The following is a 17,389-nucleotide window of genomic DNA, read 5'->3' as shown; positions in this document are numbered from 1 at the left end:
CCCTACCCGGCTCCGCCCGGAGCCGCGATCCCAGCGTCCGATACCGACATTCCCGAGGAGTAGACATGACCGGTTCCACAGCCCCCGACCGGGCGTATATCGACACGCTCAAGCGGCACTTCGGCGACCTGCGGGACGGCACTCACGGTGGCGCCCGCCAACGCGGGGAGAAGGAGGAGCTGTTCGAGGCGGCGGCGAAGCTGCTGGACCCGCACGCCCGGATGGTGCTCACGGAACTCGACCACGGCATGCTGCTGGACAGCGGACGGGTCGAGGCGAACGGTCCCCGGCGCACCTCCGACGGCGGAATGGCCGCCACCTGGGCGCTGACCTGGCCCGAGCAGCAGAAGGCGGGGATTCGGCCGGTATCGCTCATCGCCCACTACGGCGCGGGCTTCCACCACCCCCATCTGCGCGGCGCCACGGTCAGCGAGTGGCCGCTGAACGTGTTCACCGACGAGCAGGCCCGAGGCGAGATCCCGATGATGCGCGCCATCGCCGCGGGCGACCTGCACAACCTGGTGTTCCAGCGCGACTACCGCATCGTTCCCGCCATCGTCGGCGATGTATGAGAGGCAGGGGTCGGACATGACATCCCCGTATTCGCTCTCGATCCTGGACCAGTCGCCCATCGGAGCGGGCGCCACCGCCGCCGAGGCGCTCGCATCGACGGTCGACGCGGTGCGCCACGCCGAGCGGCTCGGCTACCACCGCTACTGGGTCGCCGAGCACCACGCCTCTCCCGGATTCGCCAGCGTCGCCCCGGAAGTCCTGGCCGCTGCCATGCTCGCGCGCACGAGCGGTATCCGGATCGGGACCGGTGGCGTCCTGCTGCCGAGGTACCCGGCGGAGAAGGTCGCGGAGATCTTCGCGACGCTGGCGAACCTGTACCCCGGACGTGTCGACATGGGCATCGGGCGAGCGGGCGCGTCCGCGCACCGGTTCCCGGAGCAGCTCGCCGATCTTCTCCGGTTGCTGGAGGGGGGATCCGGCGGCGCACCGGATCGGCGGCTGGCCGTAGCTCCAGCGGTCCCGCCGAAGCTGTGGCTGCTGGGCAGCGGCGGGGACTCGGCACAGATCGCCGGCCTGCTCGGGAGCGGATTCGCGTTCGCGCACTTCCTCGCCCCCGAAGCCGCCGAGAGCAGCCTCAACGCGTATCGGCAGAGCTGCCTGCAGGCCACCGGCGAACGCTCCCGTGGAAGCGTGCTGACCGTACGGGTGGTCACCGCCGACACCGCGGAGAAGGCCGACGAGCTGGCGCAGGCGGTGCTGCTGTGGCGGGTGCGCAAAGACGTGGGCAGGGACCTGCCGATCCCGTCGGTGCAGGAGGCCCGGAGCGCGGCCTGGACCGCGGAGGAACGCCGGCAGGCTCGGCTGCGCCGTCCCGCATTGGTCGTCGGCACACCGCAGAACGTCCGCGGCACCCTCATCGCCCTCGCCGAGGAGTTCTCCGCCGACGAGATCATGATCAACACCGTCACCCGCGGGCCCGTGGAGCGTATACGCATGTACGAACTCTTGGCAGAGGCGTTCGGCCTGGCGAAGGGGCCTTCCTGAGCTCCCGCGGCCGTCGCTTGCGCCGGGCGTGTTCGGGGCCGGAGCCCCGAACACGCCCGCGGTCACACCCTGGAGGCAGCGGTGCGCTCGGAACGGCTCTTGGCGATGTACCGCATGGCCGGCATCTCGACGAACCGGTACAGCAGCCATCCCCCAGCATGGTGGCGGCGAAGTAGCCCGCGATCACCGCCAGCCCCCCGACGAGGCCGAACGTCGCACCGTTCAGCAGTGAGCTGGCATAGAAGATGCTGACACCCTGGATCAGGTAGAACCCGAAGGACACCTCGCCGAGCCACACCATCGGCCGAAAAACGTATTTCACCGGCCGCCCCGCGGAACAGGGAACGTGTGCGGCAGGAAGCGACTTGAGTAGGTCGGAGACGAAGGGTGATTCCGGGGCTACGCCTGGTTGTTCCCGTTCGGAATTGATCTTGCGGCAATCCGGAATGTGAGCCACGCGACACTCGGCCGGGAAAACGCTATCTTCTCGCCGGCGTTCCGCGCTGCCGGAGGCGGCGGATGAGGGGGCCGACCGCACTCCGCTGCGGATTCGGCGGGACTCCGCACACGACGGCGGGTCGCGGCCCGCAGGGTGTGCCCGTTGTGTCGGGTTCGCCGAAAACGAGCGCGGGGTTTCAACCGTTTTCCGGCACTGAGCCGGTAAAAACCCCGCGCTCGGTGAGGACCGGGGCACCACCCCCGACAAGACCCGGCGCCTGCTCAACGAGGTCCGGCCGGTGCCTCAGGCCCCCGCGGGGCGGTGCACGGTGGGCCGGTTCGGGGCGGGCTGCGGCGGCAGCCGCGTCCCGGCAGCCCGGTCGCCTCCGCCTGCGCTCCCGCCGCCGGGTCCCGCGGTCACGCCGCAGGGTCCTGCCGGCGCAGGGCGTCGACCAGAAAGGCGAGCCGGGGATCCTCCTCGGCGGTGCGCAGGACCTCGTCCAGGGCCGTGTCGTTGGTGGGCCGCGCCTGCGCGAGCAGGCGATGGCCCGCCGCGGTGACGGCCGTGTAGATCCCGCGCCGGTCGGTGTCGCAGATGACCCGTTGGAGCACCCCGCGCGACTCCAGCCGGCCCACCACGCGCGTGGTCGCGCTCTGACTGAGGACCACGGCCTCGGAGAGCTCGCTCATCCGCATCTTCGCGTCCGGGCGCTCGCTCAGCGCGGAGATGACGGAGAACTCCCGGACGCTGAGGTCGTGGGCGCTCTGCAGCGCCTGCTCGATGTGCGCCTCGATGGTGCTGTGGAGGAGGGACAGGGCGCACCACCGCTGGGCCGGCGCCGCGCCCACGGCCTCGTCGACGGCCGAATGTTCCATGGCGAGTCTCCCGCGCGTTCACGACCCGTTCGGTACCGGGCCGGACTCCGTCCAGGGTAGCGCCCTTGGCAACTACCGCATATTGCAATAGATGCACAGTGCAATTATTTTGGCGGACGGTAATTATCGTGTACACGTTTTGGGGACCCTCATGCCGCCACTCGCACTGTGGGCGCTGGCCATCGGTGCTTTCGCGATCGGGACCACGGAGTTCGTGGTCGCCGGTGTCCTGCCGGGAGTCGTCGACGAGTTCGGCGTGACCGTGTCGACAGCCGGATACATCGCCACCGTCTATGCGATCGGGGTGTTCGTCGGCGCGCCCCTGACGGCGGCCATCGGCACCCGGGTCGAACGCAAGCGGATGCTCGCGACCCTGATGGGGCTGTTCATCGTCGGCAACCTGCTGACCGCTTTCGCCCCGGGGTTCGGCACAGTGCTCGCCGGGCGCGTCGTGGCGTCGCTGACGCACGGAGCGTTCTTCGGCATCGGTGCCGTCGTCGCAGCCGACCTGGTGGCGCCCACCAAGCGGGCGAGCGCGATCGCCTTCATGTTCAGCGGATTGACGCTGGCCAACGTGGTCGGTGTCCCGGCCGGGACCGTGCTCAGCCAGCACACGAGCTGGCGGGTCACCTTCGGGATCATCGCCGTACTGGGCGTCATCGGACTGATCGGCGTCCTCGCGCTGGTCCCCCGCGCCGCCAAACCCCAGGGCGCCCGCCTCGGCCCGGAAATCGCCGCGCTCCGCAATCCCCAGGTGCTGCTGGCGATGGGGATGACGGTGCTCGGGTTCGGGGGCGTGTTCGTCTCCATCACCTACGTGGCGCCGATGGCGATGGAGGTCGCCGGCTACAGCGAGTCCGCGATGACCTGGCTGCTCGTCCTGTTCGGCCTGGGACTCGTCGCGGGCAACGCACTGGGCGGCCGGTTCGCCGACAAGGCCCTCATGCCGATGCTGTTCGTCGCGCTGGTCGCGCTCTCCCTCACCCTGTTCGCCTTCACGTGGGGCGCGCACAGCAAGCTCGCTACGGCCGTGTGCATCTTCCTCGTCGGGGGATTCGGATTCGCCACGGTGCCGCCCTTGCAGAAGCGGGTCATGGACAAGGCCGCCGGCGCCCCGAACCTCGCCTCGGCGGTCAACATCGGATTCTTCAACCTGGGCAACGCCCTGGGTGCATGGCTCGGCGGGCTCGCCATCGCCCTGGGGCTCGGTTTCACCGCCCCCAACTGGGTCGGCGCAGCCCTGCCCGTCGGGGCCATCGGGCTGGCTCTGCTGTCGGTCGCCGTGGACCGGCGCGCCAGCCGTTCCACGGCGCCCGCCTCCGTCGAGCACGCCGCTGGCAAGGCGTGAGTCCGGCCACTGGCACCGCTCACCGAGCATGGCGGCCCGTTTCCGACAGGCGCTACACTCGGCTCGGGAAGTGCTTCAGGTAGCACGATGAAGGCCCCGACGGATCCGTCCGCCGGGGCCTTCGTCATACCCAGAGCTACAGGCGGCTGGCCTTCACCTCGTCGAGGAATGCCTGCCACTCCTCGGCAGGGAAACCGAGGTGGCCGGTCTCGCGGTGCTGCGTGTCGCGGACGAGGGTCTCGCGCCCCTCGGCGACCTCGACGCAGTTCTCGGTCTTGGGTCCGCTGTAGCTGGACGTGTGGAAGATCAACTCGGACTGGGACGGCTTCGGCATCGCTTTCCTTACGGGTGGGACTCCAGCAAACTTTCGAGGAACGCGGTCGAGTCGTCCACGCTGAGCGCGGCCGCCTGCACGTAGGTGTAGAGCAGGTTGTATCGCTCCACATCCTCGGGTTCCTCGTGGAAAGTCTGTGAGGTGTGCCCCTCGATGTAGACCACAATCGGGTCGGACGGGAAATCCATGATCACGAACGGACCCATCATTCCCGCGTGCAGCCCTGCAGCATCAGGGAGTACCTGCACTCTCAGGGTAGATCGCTGCACCTGCAGCAGGTGACTGACCTGCTCCCGAAGGGCGGCCGCGGGGATCTTCCGCAGTGCCGCCTCGTCGATCGTCGCCCAGTATCTCGGGGCATCCGCCCGAGACAGGATCTGCTGGCGCATCATCCGCGCTTCCACGCGGCGCTCGACCTCGTCCTCGTCGGTGATGCCGCCGCCCCGGATCATCGCTCGGGCGTACTCCTCGGTCTGCAGTAGTCCGGGGACTACGGCCAGCTCGAATGTTCGGATGACCGATGCCTCGACCTCCAGCCCGGTCAGTGCGCCCCGGCCGAGGACATCCGAGTATCCGACCCACCAGCCGCGCCGGCGAGCCTGCTTGGCCAGCGCGACGCAGGCGTCGCGGTCGTCCTGGTCAGTGACCTCGTAGATGTCCAGGAGCATCTCGACGTCCTCGACCTTGGGTCGGATCCACTCGTTGCGCTCGATCCGGGTGATTTTCGACGGTGACCAGCGCTGCGCGCCCCGCTGGTGGGCACGGTCGGTGACCTCGTCCGCGGTCAGTCCGGCCTGTTCCCGGAGCTCGCGTAGCCGCCAGGAGAGGCGCCGCCGGCGGAGTGTGGGGCTGCTGGCCAATGGGTCGGTGCTCCTCGTGGGGCGGTGCGCGTGCGCCCCTGATGGTAGAGGGCACTCCAAGTTTTCAGACATTCGGTGCATCACCAGGACGTTTGTGGGTTCAGTAGTGATCGATTCTCGCACTAATTTAAAAGTTGGTCTTGCAGATTCGATGGTTGGACGCGACGATGGGGGGACCTGAAGCACAACGCCGGATCTCCCATCCGGCCCGACCCCGCAGGGGGTAGCTATGCGCACGCTGTCCGAGATCGTCCAGGAGTGGCGGGACCGGCTGATGCCGCCGCCGAGCGGCCGTCACGCCGCGGCCCGTGTCCGGCCCTACGTCACCCACCGGCCGGTGGAAGAGCCGCCGCCCGAGTCCGAGCCGCTCGCCGAGGCCGGCGGGCTCGACCCCTCGCCCGTGCGGCCCTACGTCCTCGTCTGGGAGGCCCGGCGCGCCCAGGCGGACGCGGGCGAGCGCGTCCTGGCGGGGGTGTGACCATGACGCCCCCGGTCACCGACACCGACACGACCCGCCTGTCGTTGCGCGACGAGGCCCGCCTCGCCGAGGTCGCCGGGCTGCTGCACGCCTCCATTCAGGCCACTCCCGACGACCAGCCCGTCCAGCGCCACTACCTCGCCCGCGCGCTCGCCGAGGTCGATGCGACCCGCGGCCGCTGCACGGCGGTGACCATGGCGCGCACCCACATCGCGGGGGAGGTGCCGCGGCAATGACCCGCCGACACCCGCCGCGCATCACCGCCGACACCTGGGACCCGGCCGGCGACCTCGCCGGGTTCTACCGCGACACCTGGAGCATCCGCGGCGTGCTGGTGCCCGGCGGGGACTGGCACTGGCGCCTGGCCCGCCGCCATCCGGTGCCGCCGGGCGGCGCCGCCGCCGGTCTGGTCGACGCCTGGGAGGGCTACGCCCGGCCTCAGGCGGTCGCCGACTGGCTCATGGGCCAGGACCGGGCGTGGGACCGGTGGCAGCAGCCATGACCCGAGCCCGCTGCCTGAAGCGGACCGGCGGCGGGCGGGTGTTCCGGCAGCGGAAAGCGCTGTGCGCCGCGATCCGCGGATGACGCATGGGGCGGGCGGAGCGGTGTGGACCGCGCCCCGAATCCCACCCCCGGCATAAAAACGAGGGGGTCTACCGCGGGACGGTAGACCCCCTCTCACCTGCGGAGGCTCGGGGATTTGAACCCCGGAAGGGCGTGAACCCTAACCGCATTAGCAGTGCGGCGCCATAGACCGGACTAGGCGAAGCCTCCTGGCTGAGACAACACTACCGACCGCGCGGTCCACTGTGCAAAACGAACGCCGGGCGGCTCGGCGGCGGGGCAGTGGCGGGGCGGTGGCGGCCGCAGTCAGGTGGTGGCGCGGTCGATCGTGAGGTCGGCGTCCTGGCGCAGTTTGGTGACGGCGCGGGAGAGCGTGCTCTTCACGGTGCCGAGGGTCACGCCCAGGCGATCGGCGATCTGGACCTCGGTGAGGTCCTCGTAGTAGCGCAGCACCACCATGGCCCGCTGCCGGTCGGGGAGGCGGGCGATGGCGCGGTGGACGGTGTCGGTGAGGTCGGTCTTCCAGGTCGGATCGTCCACGCGCTGGTCGGGGATGTCGGCGGTGGGGTAGACGGCCATGCGCTGGCGGCGCCATTCGGAGATCTGGGTGTTGACCATGGCGCGGCGCACGTACCCGTCGCGTGCGCTGGGGCTGGCGATCCGGTCCCAGGCGAAGAACGTCTTGATCAGGGCGGCCTGCAGGAGGTCTTCGGCGTCGGAGCCGTTGTTGGCCAGCGACTTGGCCATCCGCAGGAGCGCGGGGCCGCGGCTGCTGACGTATTCGGAGAACTCCTCGTACCTGGACCTGTGTGCTGTTCCCGTCACGCGATCACCGACCCGGGTTCGCTGGTGCGCACGCGAACTGCCGGCGGGGCGCGAACCGTGCGTTTCACCACGTCATCGTGCTTTCACTGTGGCACGACAGGAGTAATCGCCAGCTCTCACCAGCCTTATCTCTGTACAAATGGGACGTTCCGTGCCCGTCTGCCCGGGAGTTCCGGAACGGTGAAAACCACGCGGCCGCGCGGGCGTTGCGCCGGGTCGCAGGCGTCGGCGGACCGGCCGCGCTCGCAGTGGCGGTCCCGCGGCTCAGCCGGGGGAACCGGGAGTGGGGGCGCGCCCGAGCCCGGCGGGCCGTGGCGCGGTCCGACCGGGGACGTGCGCTGCCGTGGTCACTCCCCCACTCCCGAATCGAACACGAGTTCGATGCAGAGGACTCTAATGGACGGCGGGCGGGTGGCGCCACCCGCCGTGCGGTGCATCGTGCACGAACGTCCACGCCCCGGCGCCGGCCTGCGCGTCCGTGCCCTCGCCGCGCACCCGCCGGCGCGCCGCACCCGCCCGCTCGCCCCGATCGGCTAGGCGAGCACGGACTGCTCGCGCTCCACGGCCTTCTCGGTGAAGGCCGCGACCGTCTCCCGGTAGTCCTCGTCCGCGTTCGGTCCGAGCACGGTGGTGGTGCCCAGGTAGCCGCCGTTGCGGTAGACGAGGCTGTAGAGCCACACGGTGTCGCCGTCGATCTCGGTCTCCACGGCGAAGGCGCGCGAACCGTCGGCGACCTGTTCGACGTCGATCTCTTCGAGGCGGTAGGACGTCGTCGACCCGTCCTCCATCGTCACCTCGTAGCTCGCGCACTCCTCGGGCGGTTCGGCGGCGACGGCCTTCTCGGCGGTCTCCTCCGGGACCTGCACGAGTGTGTGGGTGATGGTGTCGTCGCCGCGCGCGAAGGTGGCCAGCGAGGTCGGCGCGTCCCGCACCGCGGGCAGCTCGCCCCACTGGTTGGCCGCGTCGATGCACTGGGGCTTGTCCAGGTCGGAGGATTCGCGCAACCGGTCGGTGCGCCGCGTGGTGCTCAGCTGGGAGTAGACGCCCAGCTCGCTGCGGTCGGGCACGACCTTGGCGTCCCCGAACTGCGCCATCTGCGCCTCGTGCAGGCGCTCGGCGGCTTGGGCGCCGGACGCGCCGCCGCCGTCCTCCTCCTCGCCCTGGGTGCCGCCACCGCCGCCGCAGGCGGCCGCGGCGGAGACGGCGAACACGGCGAGTGCCAATGACGTCGCCCTGCGTGCCGGAAGGGGGTGCTCCATGGTGCTGTTTCCTCTTCTGTGCGATATTGCCGCTGCGCTCCGCAGGGGCTGCTCCCGAGCGATCATCGCCCAAAGTAGCCTGGATATTGCACAGAGTATCGAGGAAGGACAACGGTGGCTGAGCCGAATTCGCCATATCTGAGGGACGTGCTCGGAACCATCCCGGCCTACAAGCCCGGGCGGAAGGCGGCCTCGCCGAGCGGCCGCTCGGTCAAGCTCTCCTCGAACGAAAGCCCGTACGGCCCGCTGCCCTCCGTGATCGAGGCCGTGACCCGGTCGGCTGCCGACCTCAACCGCTATCCCGACACCGCCGCCACGGAGCTCACGGGAGCGCTCGCGGACCGCTTCGGGGTCGACGAAGACCGCATCGCCCTGGGCGCCGGGTCGGTCGGGCTGCTGCAGCAGATCCTGGAAGCCGTCGCCGAACCCGGCACCGAGGTCGTCTACGCGTGGCGCTCCTTCGAGGCCTACCCCCTGCTGGCGGGACTGTCGGGAGCCGACCCGGTGGCCGTGCCGCTGCGCGGCGAGACCCACGACCTCGACGCCATGGCCGAGGCCGTCACCGACCGCACGCGCGCCGTGTTCGTCTGCAACCCGAACAACCCCACCGGCACCGCCGTGCGCGAATCCGAACTGACGGCGTTTCTGGACCGGGTGCCCGAGCACGTGCTGGTGGTGCTGGACGAGGCCTACCGCGAGTACGTGCGCGACCCGCAGGTCCCCGACGGGATCGCGGCCTTCGCCGACCGCCCCAACGTCGCCGTCCTGCGCACGTTCTCCAAGGCCTACGGGCTCGCCGCGCTGCGGGTGGGGTTCATGGTGGCCCCGCCGCACATCGCCACCGCCGTGCGCAAGACGATGGTGCCGTTCGCGGTCAACCACGTCGCCCAGGCCGCCGCAGTGGCCTCGCTGGCCGCAGAGGACGAACTGCTGGAGCGCGTCGCCGCCACTGTGAAGGAGCGCGAGCGGGTGCGCGACGCGCTGCTGGCCGACGGCTGGGAACTGCCCTCGACCGAGGCCAACTTCGTGTGGCTGCGGCTGGGCGAGCACACCGCGTCCTTCGCCGCCGCGGCCGAGGCCTCGGGGGTGGCCGTGCGCGCGTTCCCCGGCGAGGGCCTGCGGATCAGCATCGGCACCCCGGAGGAGAACGACGCCTTCCTCGAAGCCGCCCGCGAGTTCCCGCACCGCAACCGCGACTGACGCGCCGCCCGGCCCGCACCGGCGGCCGCAGCGCGGCCCGCTGGATGTGATGTCCCGGGAGACGCGGACGGGGCCGGCACCGCAGGAATCGGCGCCGGCCCCGCGGGGTGCGGACGGCTACTTGCCCGCCTTGTCCTTGTCCAACTTCTCCAGGATCAGCCGGTAGAGCTGGCGCGGCCGGCCCGGCTGCAGGGTGCGGTTGGGCGGCAGCGGCCAGGCCAGCCCCTCCTCGACCAGTGTGCGCAGCAGCCGGCGGGCCGTGCGCGGGGTGACGCCCAGCATGCGCCCGGCGTTCTCCGCGTCGACCACCAGCGGGCCGTCCTCCTCGGCGATCTTCTCCGAGAGGCGCAGCAGGGTCTCGCGGCCCTTGGTGCGCAGAGGTTCGGCCGACTGCCGCTGAGGCGCACGTTGCGCGGGCACCAGCGACCGCCCCTCCCGGTCGACCGCGAAGCTCTGCCGCGTGGCCTGTGCGCGGCTCAGCGCCGCGCGCGCGTGGGTCTCGGCGTCCTGGGTGGTGCGGCCCATGCCGATGCCGACCTCGATGGAGATGCCCAACTCGGCCTTGATCCGTTCGACGAACGGGGGTTGGCGGAAGCCCTCGGTCGCGCTGACGAGCGACCCGCGGGTGGCGGTGACCATGAACGTGTGGTCGTCGACCGGATGCGCCGTGGCGTTGATCCGGTGCGCCTCCTGCAGCAGCAGGCGCTGCAGCGACAGCCGCAGCTCGTCGCGCCAGTAGCGCGGCGTCGAGCGGCGCGACGAGTCGCGCAGGGTGGGGACGTCGACGATGACCACACCCAGCTGCGCCTCCTCCAACCGGTGGTGGGCGCCCAGCAGTCCGGCGGTCTGCAGCGCGCTGCGCACTCCGGCGTTGGTGGGCCGCAGCCGGATCGCCGGCACGCCCATGGACTCCAGCCGCTCGGCGACCCCGCGCACGCAGGTGATCGCCATCCGGGTGGACTTGCGCCGCCACAGTCCTTCGTGGAACGAGGTCAGCTGGGCGACGCTGGTGAGCTCCTCGTGGACGTGGATGCCGTCGACGGGGAGATCGACCTCGGAGTAGGCCTCGACGACGTCGGACCGGCTGAGTACGTCGAGACTGGCCCGGGTGGGATCGAGCCGCTCGTCCAGAGTGGCCCGCAGCAGGGCCTCGTGCAGGCTGGCTCCGCCCAGGGGCACGTACGTGGCGGGCATGGTCAGCACGCCGGCCTTCCGTGCGAACTCGTAAGGGACGGGGCTGGCGAACAGATACGCGTCGATCGCCGAACCCAGGCGCAGCACCTTGTCGGTCGCCTCTTGCTCATCTCGATACGCGGCGGCGATCAGTCTGGCGTTGAGCGGTCCCGTGGACCCCGGTCCCATGAGCATGACGCGCTCGACGACTTCATGGGGACCGATGACACCAATCGTCAGATCGCCAGTTCGCTGCGCACTCACCTCGGGCTGCTCCCCGCTACCATTCCACGCTCTTCACTATGTGCGCCCACTGGATTTCCCGAACCTGTTCCCTGTCACGGCATGGTTGCCGAGATCGTACCCATTGTGCGGGGCGAACGAAGATCGTTTCACACAGAACACCGAAAGCCCGGGTGGGAGCCTCTGCTCCCACCCCGGCTGAACTGCGGTTTCGGGATTATTCGGTGCCTTCGCGCATTACGTCGGCACCCAAAGCCGCGAGGCGCTTGGCGAACTGAGCGTGGCCGCGGTCGACCAGATAACCGGGTGCGATCACAGTCTCCCCCTCGGCGACCAGTCCGGCAAGCACCAGTGCGGCACCGGTGCGCAGATCGTGGGCGACGACGGGGGTGCCCCGCAGGGCGGTGTGGCCGTGGACGATGGCGCGCGTGCCGTCGACCTCGATTTTCGCACCCATCTTGGTCAGTTCGTCGGCCAGCGCGAACCGGCCGTCGTAAATGGCCTCGTGCAGGTAGCTCTCGCCCTCGGCCATGGTCGCCAGCGCCATCAGCGGCGACTGGAGGTCCGTGGCGAAGCCGGGGTAGGGCGAGGTGACGGCGTTGATGGGCCGCAGCGGAGAGCCGGCGTCGCGGCGCACGTGCAGCACCGCGCCCTGCTGGGCGAACTCCACGCCCATCTGCTCCAGCTTCCAGCGGGCGACACCCAGGTGCTCCAGGTGCGCGCCGACGAGGCTGACCTCGCCGCCGGTGGCGGCGGCCATCATCGCGAAGACGCCCGCGTCGATGCGGTCGGACATGATCGTGTGCTCGACCGCGGTGAGCTCGTCGACCCCTTCGACGGTGATGAAGCCGGTGCCGCCGCCGCTGATCTTGGCGCCCATGCGCGACAGGAACTCGATGACGTCGAGGACCTCGGGCTCCAGCGCCGCGTGTTCGATGACCGTGGTGCCCTTGGCCAGCACGGCGGCCATGATGAGGTTCTCGGTGCCGGTGTGGGAGGGGGTGTCCAGGTAGAGGTGGCCGCCGCTCAGATTGCCGGCGTCGACGTTGATGTGGTTGCGTTCGTTGTCCTCGGTGACCTCGGCGCCCAGGCGCGCGAAGCCCCGGTAGTGGAAGTCGAGTTTGCGGCTGCCGAGGTTGCAGCCGCCCACGCCTTCGATTCTGGCGCGGCCCATGCGGTGCATAAGCGCGGGGACGAACAGCACCGACCCGCGGAACCGGGAGGCGACGTCCGCCGGCAGGACGGCGCGCTCGGGGTCGTTGAGCTGGGAGGCGTCGATCACCACCGTGCGTTCGGCCTCGTGGAACTCCACTTTGGCGCCGATCTGCTCGGCGAGCTCCAGCGCCCGGTGGACGTCCTCGATCATCGGGACGTTGCGCAGCACCGTGCGTCCCTTGGCCGCGAGCAGGGCGGCGCCGATCATCGGCAGCACGGCGTTCTTCGCGCCCTGGATGAAGGCCGTCCCGTTGAGGGGACGGCCGCCGCGGACGCGGTAACGAACCTCCTGGCCCATGCTCATGTGCTCCTTCGTGAGGCGGTGTCGGTGTAGGCGTGGGTGTCGTCTCGTCGGATGGTGCGCTCTCAGACGCGGATCGCAGGCGGAGCGTTCCGACAAGGCGGGCTCAACCTGATAGCCATCGCAGGGTGTCCGGGCTCGGGGCCATGGCGCTGACTGGCACTACCGGTCGTGTGCCCGGTTGAGCGGTAGTCATGCCGATCGCGGCGAGTCGGGCGGTGCACCGTGTCGGCGCAGCCGATTCCGGAAATGGCTGGTTGTTGGGGCGCCCTTTGCGCTGTGCGGGGCTTCCCGGCGTCCGGGCAAAGGGCGGATACCACTGTATGTCCTGCGTGTTGCGTTCGCTCACACCGTGGTGCGGATCACCTGCGCGCCGCGCAGGACCGCGTCCGAGGTGCGGCCGCCGCGATCCGGTGACCGGCGAATTCGTGCGGCCGGTATGCCGCCGGGCGGCAGGATCCGGCCGCGACTGTGGGCCGTACCGCATCGCCGCAGCGGGGGAGGCGGCCCCGGGCGGGCGCCGGGCGGCGGTCAAGCGCCGCTCAAAGTTGCGCACCCGCCCCGACCGGGCGGCCGGGGGAGACGGTCCGGGGCGGCGCTGCGCACGCCTGCACGCGCCGTTGTACGCACGCCTGCACATGCGCGCGCACCGCCCGCGCCCGCATCCCGCGCCCCGGTCCGCCGGCTCCGCGCGGGATCCGGCGGGCCGGGGCCCGGCGCGGCTCAGCTCAGCTTCGCGACGCGGTCGAAGAGCCCGTCCAGGTGCTGCACGAAGCGTTCGGGCCGGCAGACCTCGTCCAGCCGCTGCTCGTCCAGAGCGACGCCGTATGAGGCGGCCTCCTCGCGCAGCGTCTCGCGGAAGGGGGTGCCCGCCTCCCACGTGCGCATTGCGGCGGCCTGGACGAGGGCGTAGACGTCCTCGCGCGAAGCGCCCGTCTCGATCAGTTCCGAGACCACGGTGGAGGAGTAGATCAGCCCGTTGGTGGAGTCGAGGTTGGCGCGCATCCGGCCGGTGTCCACGACCAGGCCGTCGACCAGCCGGGTGGTCAGGTGCAGCAGGTAGTCGGTGGCCACGGCGGCGTCGGGCAGCGAGATCCGCTCGGTGGAGGAGTGGGAGATGTCCCGCTCGTGCCACAGCGGGATGCCCTCCATCACCGGCACGATCTGGGCGCGCACGTTGCGCGCCATACCGCAGATCCGCTCGGAGAGGATCGGGTTCTTCTTGTGCGGCATGGCGCTGGAGCCCTTCTGGCCCTTGCCGAAGGGCTCCCACAGTTCGCGCACCTCGGTGCGCTGGCCGTGCCGCACCTCCAGCGCGACCGCCTCGCACACGCTGGCCGTGATCGCCAGGCACGACACCCATTCGGAGATGCCGTCGCGCAGCACCACCTGCGTCGACACGTCGGCCGGGCGCAGCCCCATGCGCTCGGCGACGTAGGCCTCCACCCGCGGGTCGATGTTGGAGTAGGTCCCCACCGGGCCGGAGACGGCCATCACGCCCACCGCTTCGCGGGCGCGGCGCAGCCGGTCGCGGGAGCGGGCCAGGCCGAACGCGAAGTCGGCCACCCGGTGGCCCCACACGTCGGGCTCGCCGTGGATGCCGTGCGTACGGCCCACGCGCAGGGTGGCCCTGTGCTCCAGCGCGTGGTCGCGCAGCGCCGCCACCAGCGTGTCGGCCTTGTCCAGCAGGATGTCGGTGGCCTCGACCAACTGGGCGGCCAGCGCGGTGTCCAGCAGATCCGAGGAGGTCATGCCGAAATGCACCCAGGCCGCGGCCTCGCGCGGTTCGGTGTTGTCGGCCCAAGCCGTCAGGAACGCGATGACGTCGTGCTGGGTCACCGCCTCGATCTCGGCGACCCGCTCGGCGGTGGGCGGCGGCGCGTCGCGCACCGGCTGCACCGCGTCGGCGGGAACGGTCCCGTCGTCGGCGTGGGCCTCCAGTACCAGGGTCTCGACCCGGCACCAGAGTTCGTATTTGTGGGCGTCGGAGAAGACCCGCCCCATCTCCGGAAGGGTATAGCGCTCGATCACCCGCTCAGTTTCGCAGGTGTGCGCCAGAGCCGGAGCCGTGCACCCGTCCGGGCGCACGGCGCTTCAGCCGGATCCGGCGGCGGCCCGCTCGGCGATGTCGGTGCGGTAGAACGAGCCGCGCAGCTCGATGCGGCGGGCCGCCTCGTAAGCGCGCTCGCGGGCTCGGGCGAGGGTGTCGCCGGTGCCCACCACGTTGAGCACCCGCCCGCCGGCGGATGTGAGGTCGCGCACGCCGCTCCACGCGGTTCCGGCGTGCAGCACGTAGGCGCCGTCGAGCGCCGACGCGGTCTCGATGCCGGTGATCGGGTCGCCCTTGGCGGGGTCTGCCGGGTAGTTCTCGGCTGCGAGCACGACGGTCACCGCCGCACCGCCGCGCCACTCCAGCTTCGTACTGGGGCTCAGCCCGCCGACGTCGGCGGCCTGGAGCATCCCGCCGATCGGGGTGGCCAGCCGGTCCAGCAGCACCTGGCACTCCGGGTCGCCGAAGCGCGCGTTGAACTCCACCACGCGCGGGCCCTCGGACGTCAGCGCCAGACCGACGTAGAGCAGCCCTTGGTAGCGCGTGCCGCGCCGCGCCATCTCGGTCAGGGTGGGGCCCACGACGGTCTCCATGACCTCGTCGACCAGGCCCTCGGGAGCCCAGGCGAGCGGGGTGTAGGCACCCATGCCGCCGGTGTTGGGGCCGCGGTCGCCGTCGAAGGCGCGCTTGAAGTCCTGGGCGGGCAGCATCGGCAGCGCGTGGACGCCGTCGCTGATCACGAACAGCGAGACCTCGGGGCCGTCGAGGTACTCCTCGACCACCACGCGGCCGCACTCGCGCGCGTGGCGCTCGGCCTCGGCGCGGTCCTCGGTGACCACGACCCCCTTGCCCGCGGCCAGGCCGTCGTCCTTGACGACGTAGGGCGGCCCGAAGGCGTCCAGCGCCTCAGCGGCCTGGCCCGGGGAGCGGCACAGCCGGGAGCGCGCGGTGGGCACCCCGGCGGCCTCCATGACCTCGTTGGCGAAGCCCTTGGAGCCCTCCAGCCGGGCGGCCTGCTGGTCGGGTCCGAAGACCGGGATGCCGCGGTCGCGCAGGGCGTCGGCGACGCCGGCCACCAGCGGGGCCTCGGGGCCGACGACCACCAGCTCGGCGCCGATCCGCGAGGCGAGCTCGGTCACCGCGAGACCGTCGACGGGGTTGATCACGTGGTTGTCGGCGTGCTCGGATGTGCCGGGATTGCCGGGGGCGCAGTGGAGGTCGGTCACCCCGGGATCGAGGGACAGCGCGCGGACCAGGGCATGCTCGCGGCCACCGCCGCCGAGGACCAGGGCTTTCACTTCACGGCCCCTTTGTTTGTCGTGGGGAGAGCAGAGGACGGATCGCGGGGGTCAGACCAGGGAGCGGAGTTCGAGGGTCTGCTCGCGCCCCGGACCGACCCCGATCGCGGAGATCGGGGCTCCGGCCATCTCCTCCAGAGTACGCACGTAGGCCCGGGCGGTCTTGGGAAGTTCCTCGAACGCTCGCGCGTGGGAGATGTCTTCGTTCCAGCCGTCGAGGTACTCGTAGACCGGAACCGCGTGGTGGAACTCCGTCTGGGTCATCGGGATTTCGTCGTGGCGGGTGCCGTTGGCCTCGTATCCGACGCACACCGGGATGCGCTCCAGCCCCGACAGCGTGTCGAGCTTGGTCAGGAAGAAGTCGGTGATGCCGTTGATGCGCGTGGCGTAGCGGGCGACGGGGGCGTCGAACCAGCCGCATCGCCGGTTGCGCCCGGTGGTCACGCCGTACTCGCCGCCCTTCTGCCGCAGCCATTCGCCCCACTCGTCGTGCAGCTCGGTGGGGAAGGGGCCCGAACCCACGCGGGTGGTGTAGGCCTTGACGATGCCGACGACCTTGTCGATGCGGGTGGGGCCCAGCCCCGCGCCCGAGCACGCCCCGCCGGAGGTCGGCGAGGAGGACGTCACGAACGGGTAGGTGCCGTGGTCGATATCCAGGAGTGTTCCCTGGGAGCCTTCCAGATACACGGTCTTGCCCGCGTCCAGCGCCCGGTTGAGCTCCAGCGACGTGTCGGCGACGTAGGGGCGGAGCTCCTCGGCGTATTCCATGTACTCGTCGAAGACCTGCTCCAGCTCCACGCCGCGGCGGTTGAAGACCTTGGTCAGCACCTGGTTCTTGTCGTGCAGCGCGAGTTCGAGCTTCTGCCGCAGGATCTTGGGGTCGAACATGTCCTGCACGCGGATGCCGGTCCGCGAGATCTTGTCGGCGTAGGTGGGGCCGATGCCGCGCCCGGTGGTGCCGATGCGGCCCTTGCCCAGGAACCGTTCGGTCACCTTGTCCAGGGCCCGGTGGTAGGGCATGATCATGTGCGCGTTGGCGGAGATCAGCAGCCGCTCGGTGCTGACGCCGCGCTCGCGCAGGCCGCGCAGCTCCTCGAAGAGCACCGCCGGGTCGATCACCACGCCGTTGGCGATGACCGGGACGACGTCGGGGGAGAGGATGCCCGACGGCAGCAGGTGCAGGGCGTACTTCTGGTCGCCGATGACCACGGTGTGTCCGGCGTTGTTGCCCCCCTGGTAGCGGACCACGTAGTCGACCCGGTTGCCGACCAGGTCTGTGGCCTTGCCCTTGCCCTCGTCTCCCCACTGGGCTCCAACGAGCGTGATCGCCGGCATCCGGGTCTACCTCTTCATTCGTCCGACCGGGTGTG

At 70.7% G+C, this 17,389-nt stretch carries 17 protein-coding genes and 1 tRNA gene; 7 read left to right on the top strand and 11 right to left on the bottom strand.

Going from position 1 to position 17,389, the window contains the following annotated elements; all coding sequences use genetic code 11:
- Positions 1-65: 65 nt before the first annotated feature.
- Both HNR25_RS11530 and HNR25_RS11525 read left to right on the top strand, forming a co-directional pair.
- Positions 66-572, top strand: coding sequence for a hypothetical protein (locus HNR25_RS11530; protein ID WP_184634911.1), 507 nt, complete (start codon positions 66-68; stop codon positions 570-572).
- A 16-nt stretch (positions 573-588) separates the two neighbouring features.
- Positions 589-1,557 (top strand): MsnO8 family LLM class oxidoreductase, encoded by a 969-nt coding sequence (locus HNR25_RS11525; RefSeq protein WP_184634909.1) that lies wholly within the window; start codon positions 589-591, stop codon positions 1,555-1,557.
- An 855-nt stretch (positions 1,558-2,412) separates the two neighbouring features.
- On the opposite strand, the gene HNR25_RS11520 is transcribed toward HNR25_RS11525, so the two are convergent.
- A complete protein-coding gene (locus HNR25_RS11520) occupies positions 2,413-2,871 on the bottom strand; it encodes a MarR family winged helix-turn-helix transcriptional regulator (RefSeq protein ID WP_184634907.1) in 459 nt (152 codons plus the stop codon).
- A 151-nt stretch (positions 2,872-3,022) separates the two neighbouring features.
- On the opposite strand from HNR25_RS11520, the gene HNR25_RS11515 reads away from it, so the two are divergent.
- Complete coding sequence (locus HNR25_RS11515) at positions 3,023-4,219, top strand: MFS transporter (protein WP_184634905.1); 1,197 nt, start codon at positions 3,023-3,025, stop codon at positions 4,217-4,219.
- A 136-nt stretch (positions 4,220-4,355) separates the two neighbouring features.
- Here the strand turns inward: HNR25_RS11515 and HNR25_RS11510 are convergent, their stop codons facing one another.
- The gene (locus tag HNR25_RS11510; RefSeq protein WP_184634903.1) at positions 4,356-4,553 is read right to left on the bottom strand and encodes a DUF397 domain-containing protein; all 198 of its coding nucleotides are present in this window, start codon (positions 4,551-4,553) and stop codon (positions 4,356-4,358) included.
- Positions 4,554-4,561: 8 nt separating this feature from the next.
- Entirely contained in the window at positions 4,562-5,413 is an 852-nt protein-coding gene (locus tag HNR25_RS11505) for a helix-turn-helix domain-containing protein (protein WP_184634901.1), read from the bottom strand.
- Positions 5,414-5,642: 229 nt separating this feature from the next.
- Here HNR25_RS11505 and HNR25_RS11500 point away from each other — a divergent pair, with 229 nt between their 5' ends.
- The 3 genes from HNR25_RS11500 to HNR25_RS11490 are packed head-to-tail and all read left to right on the top strand — an operon-like array spanning position 5,643 to position 6,393.
- Positions 5,643-5,891, top strand: coding sequence for a hypothetical protein (locus tag HNR25_RS11500; RefSeq protein WP_184634900.1), 249 nt, complete (start codon positions 5,643-5,645; stop codon positions 5,889-5,891).
- 2 nt (positions 5,892-5,893) lie between these two features.
- Positions 5,894-6,127, top strand: a complete 234-nt coding sequence (locus HNR25_RS11495) for a hypothetical protein (RefSeq protein ID WP_184634898.1) — start codon at positions 5,894-5,896, stop codon at positions 6,125-6,127.
- Positions 6,124-6,393 (top strand): hypothetical protein, encoded by a 270-nt coding sequence (locus HNR25_RS11490; protein WP_184634896.1) that lies wholly within the window; start codon positions 6,124-6,126, stop codon positions 6,391-6,393. Before HNR25_RS11495 ends, HNR25_RS11490 begins: the two co-directional genes overlap by 4 nt.
- A gap of 183 nt (positions 6,394-6,576) precedes the next feature.
- Here the strand turns inward: HNR25_RS11490 and HNR25_RS11485 are convergent.
- From HNR25_RS11485 to HNR25_RS11475, 3 genes are all read right to left on the bottom strand, one after another.
- A tRNA-Ser gene (locus HNR25_RS11485) sits at positions 6,577-6,665 on the bottom strand.
- Between the two features lie 96 nt (positions 6,666-6,761).
- Complete coding sequence (locus HNR25_RS11480) at positions 6,762-7,280, bottom strand: SigE family RNA polymerase sigma factor (protein ID WP_184634894.1); 519 nt, start codon at positions 7,278-7,280, stop codon at positions 6,762-6,764.
- Between the two features lie 533 nt (positions 7,281-7,813).
- Positions 7,814-8,539, bottom strand: a complete 726-nt coding sequence (locus tag HNR25_RS11475; RefSeq protein ID WP_184634892.1) for a hypothetical protein — start codon at positions 8,537-8,539, stop codon at positions 7,814-7,816.
- A 114-nt stretch (positions 8,540-8,653) separates the two neighbouring features.
- On the opposite strand from HNR25_RS11475, the gene hisC reads away from it, so the two are divergent.
- Positions 8,654-9,739 carry a histidinol-phosphate transaminase gene (gene hisC, locus HNR25_RS11470; protein WP_184634891.1) on the top strand — a complete coding sequence of 362 codons (1,086 nt, stop codon included), beginning with the start codon at positions 8,654-8,656 and terminating at the stop codon, positions 9,737-9,739.
- 117 nt (positions 9,740-9,856) lie between these two features.
- Here hisC and HNR25_RS11465 read toward each other — a convergent pair whose 3' ends face one another.
- The 5 genes from HNR25_RS11465 to HNR25_RS11445 all read right to left on the bottom strand — a co-directional run bounded on the left by HNR25_RS11465 (position 9,857) and on the right by HNR25_RS11445 (position 17,354).
- The gene (locus HNR25_RS11465) at positions 9,857-11,107 is read right to left on the bottom strand and encodes a transcriptional regulator (protein WP_184639196.1); all 1,251 of its coding nucleotides are present in this window, start codon (positions 11,105-11,107) and stop codon (positions 9,857-9,859) included.
- Between the two features lie 265 nt (positions 11,108-11,372).
- The gene (gene murA, locus HNR25_RS11460; protein WP_184634889.1) at positions 11,373-12,674 is read right to left on the bottom strand and encodes a UDP-N-acetylglucosamine 1-carboxyvinyltransferase; all 1,302 of its coding nucleotides are present in this window, start codon (positions 12,672-12,674) and stop codon (positions 11,373-11,375) included.
- A 720-nt stretch (positions 12,675-13,394) separates the two neighbouring features.
- Positions 13,395-14,702 carry an adenylosuccinate lyase gene (purB, locus tag HNR25_RS11455; RefSeq protein WP_184634887.1) on the bottom strand — a complete coding sequence of 436 codons (1,308 nt, stop codon included), beginning with the start codon at positions 14,700-14,702 and terminating at the stop codon, positions 13,395-13,397.
- A gap of 63 nt (positions 14,703-14,765) precedes the next feature.
- Complete coding sequence (gene purD, locus HNR25_RS11450; RefSeq protein WP_184634885.1) at positions 14,766-16,019, bottom strand: phosphoribosylamine--glycine ligase; 1,254 nt, start codon at positions 16,017-16,019, stop codon at positions 14,766-14,768.
- Positions 16,020-16,070: 51 nt separating this feature from the next.
- A complete protein-coding gene (locus HNR25_RS11445) occupies positions 16,071-17,354 on the bottom strand; it encodes an adenylosuccinate synthase (protein ID WP_184634883.1) in 1,284 nt (427 codons plus the stop codon).
- Between the last annotated feature and the right edge of the window lie 35 nt (positions 17,355-17,389).

Origin of the sequence: Streptomonospora salina (assembly GCF_014204715.1) — a bacterium.
GTDB lineage: Bacteria > Actinomycetota > Actinomycetes > Streptosporangiales > Streptosporangiaceae > Streptomonospora > Streptomonospora salina.
The sequence above is the reverse complement of the archived record's forward strand: the minus strand, read 5'-3'. Positions and strand labels throughout refer to the sequence as shown.

What these genes read in the sequence shown, in the direction of transcription:
- HNR25_RS11520 (WP_184634907.1), bottom strand. Translation starts at nt 2,871, where the DNA reads ATGGAACATTCGGCCGTCGACGAGGCCGTGGGCGCGGCGCCGGCCCAG.
- HNR25_RS11495 (WP_184634898.1), top strand. Translation starts at nt 5,894, where the DNA reads ATGACGCCCCCGGTCACCGACACCGACACGACCCGCCTGTCGTTGCGC.
- HNR25_RS11490 (WP_184634896.1), top strand. Translation starts at nt 6,124, where the DNA reads ATGACCCGCCGACACCCGCCGCGCATCACCGCCGACACCTGGGACCCG.
- HNR25_RS11525 (WP_184634909.1), top strand. Translation starts at nt 589, where the DNA reads ATGACATCCCCGTATTCGCTCTCGATCCTGGACCAGTCGCCCATCGGA.
- HNR25_RS11515 (WP_184634905.1), top strand. Translation starts at nt 3,023, where the DNA reads ATGCCGCCACTCGCACTGTGGGCGCTGGCCATCGGTGCTTTCGCGATC.
- HNR25_RS11445 (WP_184634883.1), bottom strand. Translation starts at nt 17,354, where the DNA reads ATGCCGGCGATCACGCTCGTTGGAGCCCAGTGGGGAGACGAGGGCAAG.
- murA (WP_184634889.1), bottom strand. Translation starts at nt 12,674, where the DNA reads ATGAGCATGGGCCAGGAGGTTCGTTACCGCGTCCGCGGCGGCCGTCCC.
- HNR25_RS11530 (WP_184634911.1), top strand. Translation starts at nt 66, where the DNA reads ATGACCGGTTCCACAGCCCCCGACCGGGCGTATATCGACACGCTCAAG.
- HNR25_RS11475 (WP_184634892.1), bottom strand. Translation starts at nt 8,539, where the DNA reads ATGGAGCACCCCCTTCCGGCACGCAGGGCGACGTCATTGGCACTCGCC.
- HNR25_RS11500 (WP_184634900.1), top strand. Translation starts at nt 5,643, where the DNA reads ATGCGCACGCTGTCCGAGATCGTCCAGGAGTGGCGGGACCGGCTGATG.
- HNR25_RS11510 (WP_184634903.1), bottom strand. Translation starts at nt 4,553, where the DNA reads ATGCCGAAGCCGTCCCAGTCCGAGTTGATCTTCCACACGTCCAGCTAC.
- HNR25_RS11465 (WP_184639196.1), bottom strand. Translation starts at nt 11,107, where the DNA reads ATGCTCATGGGACCGGGGTCCACGGGACCGCTCAACGCCAGACTGATC.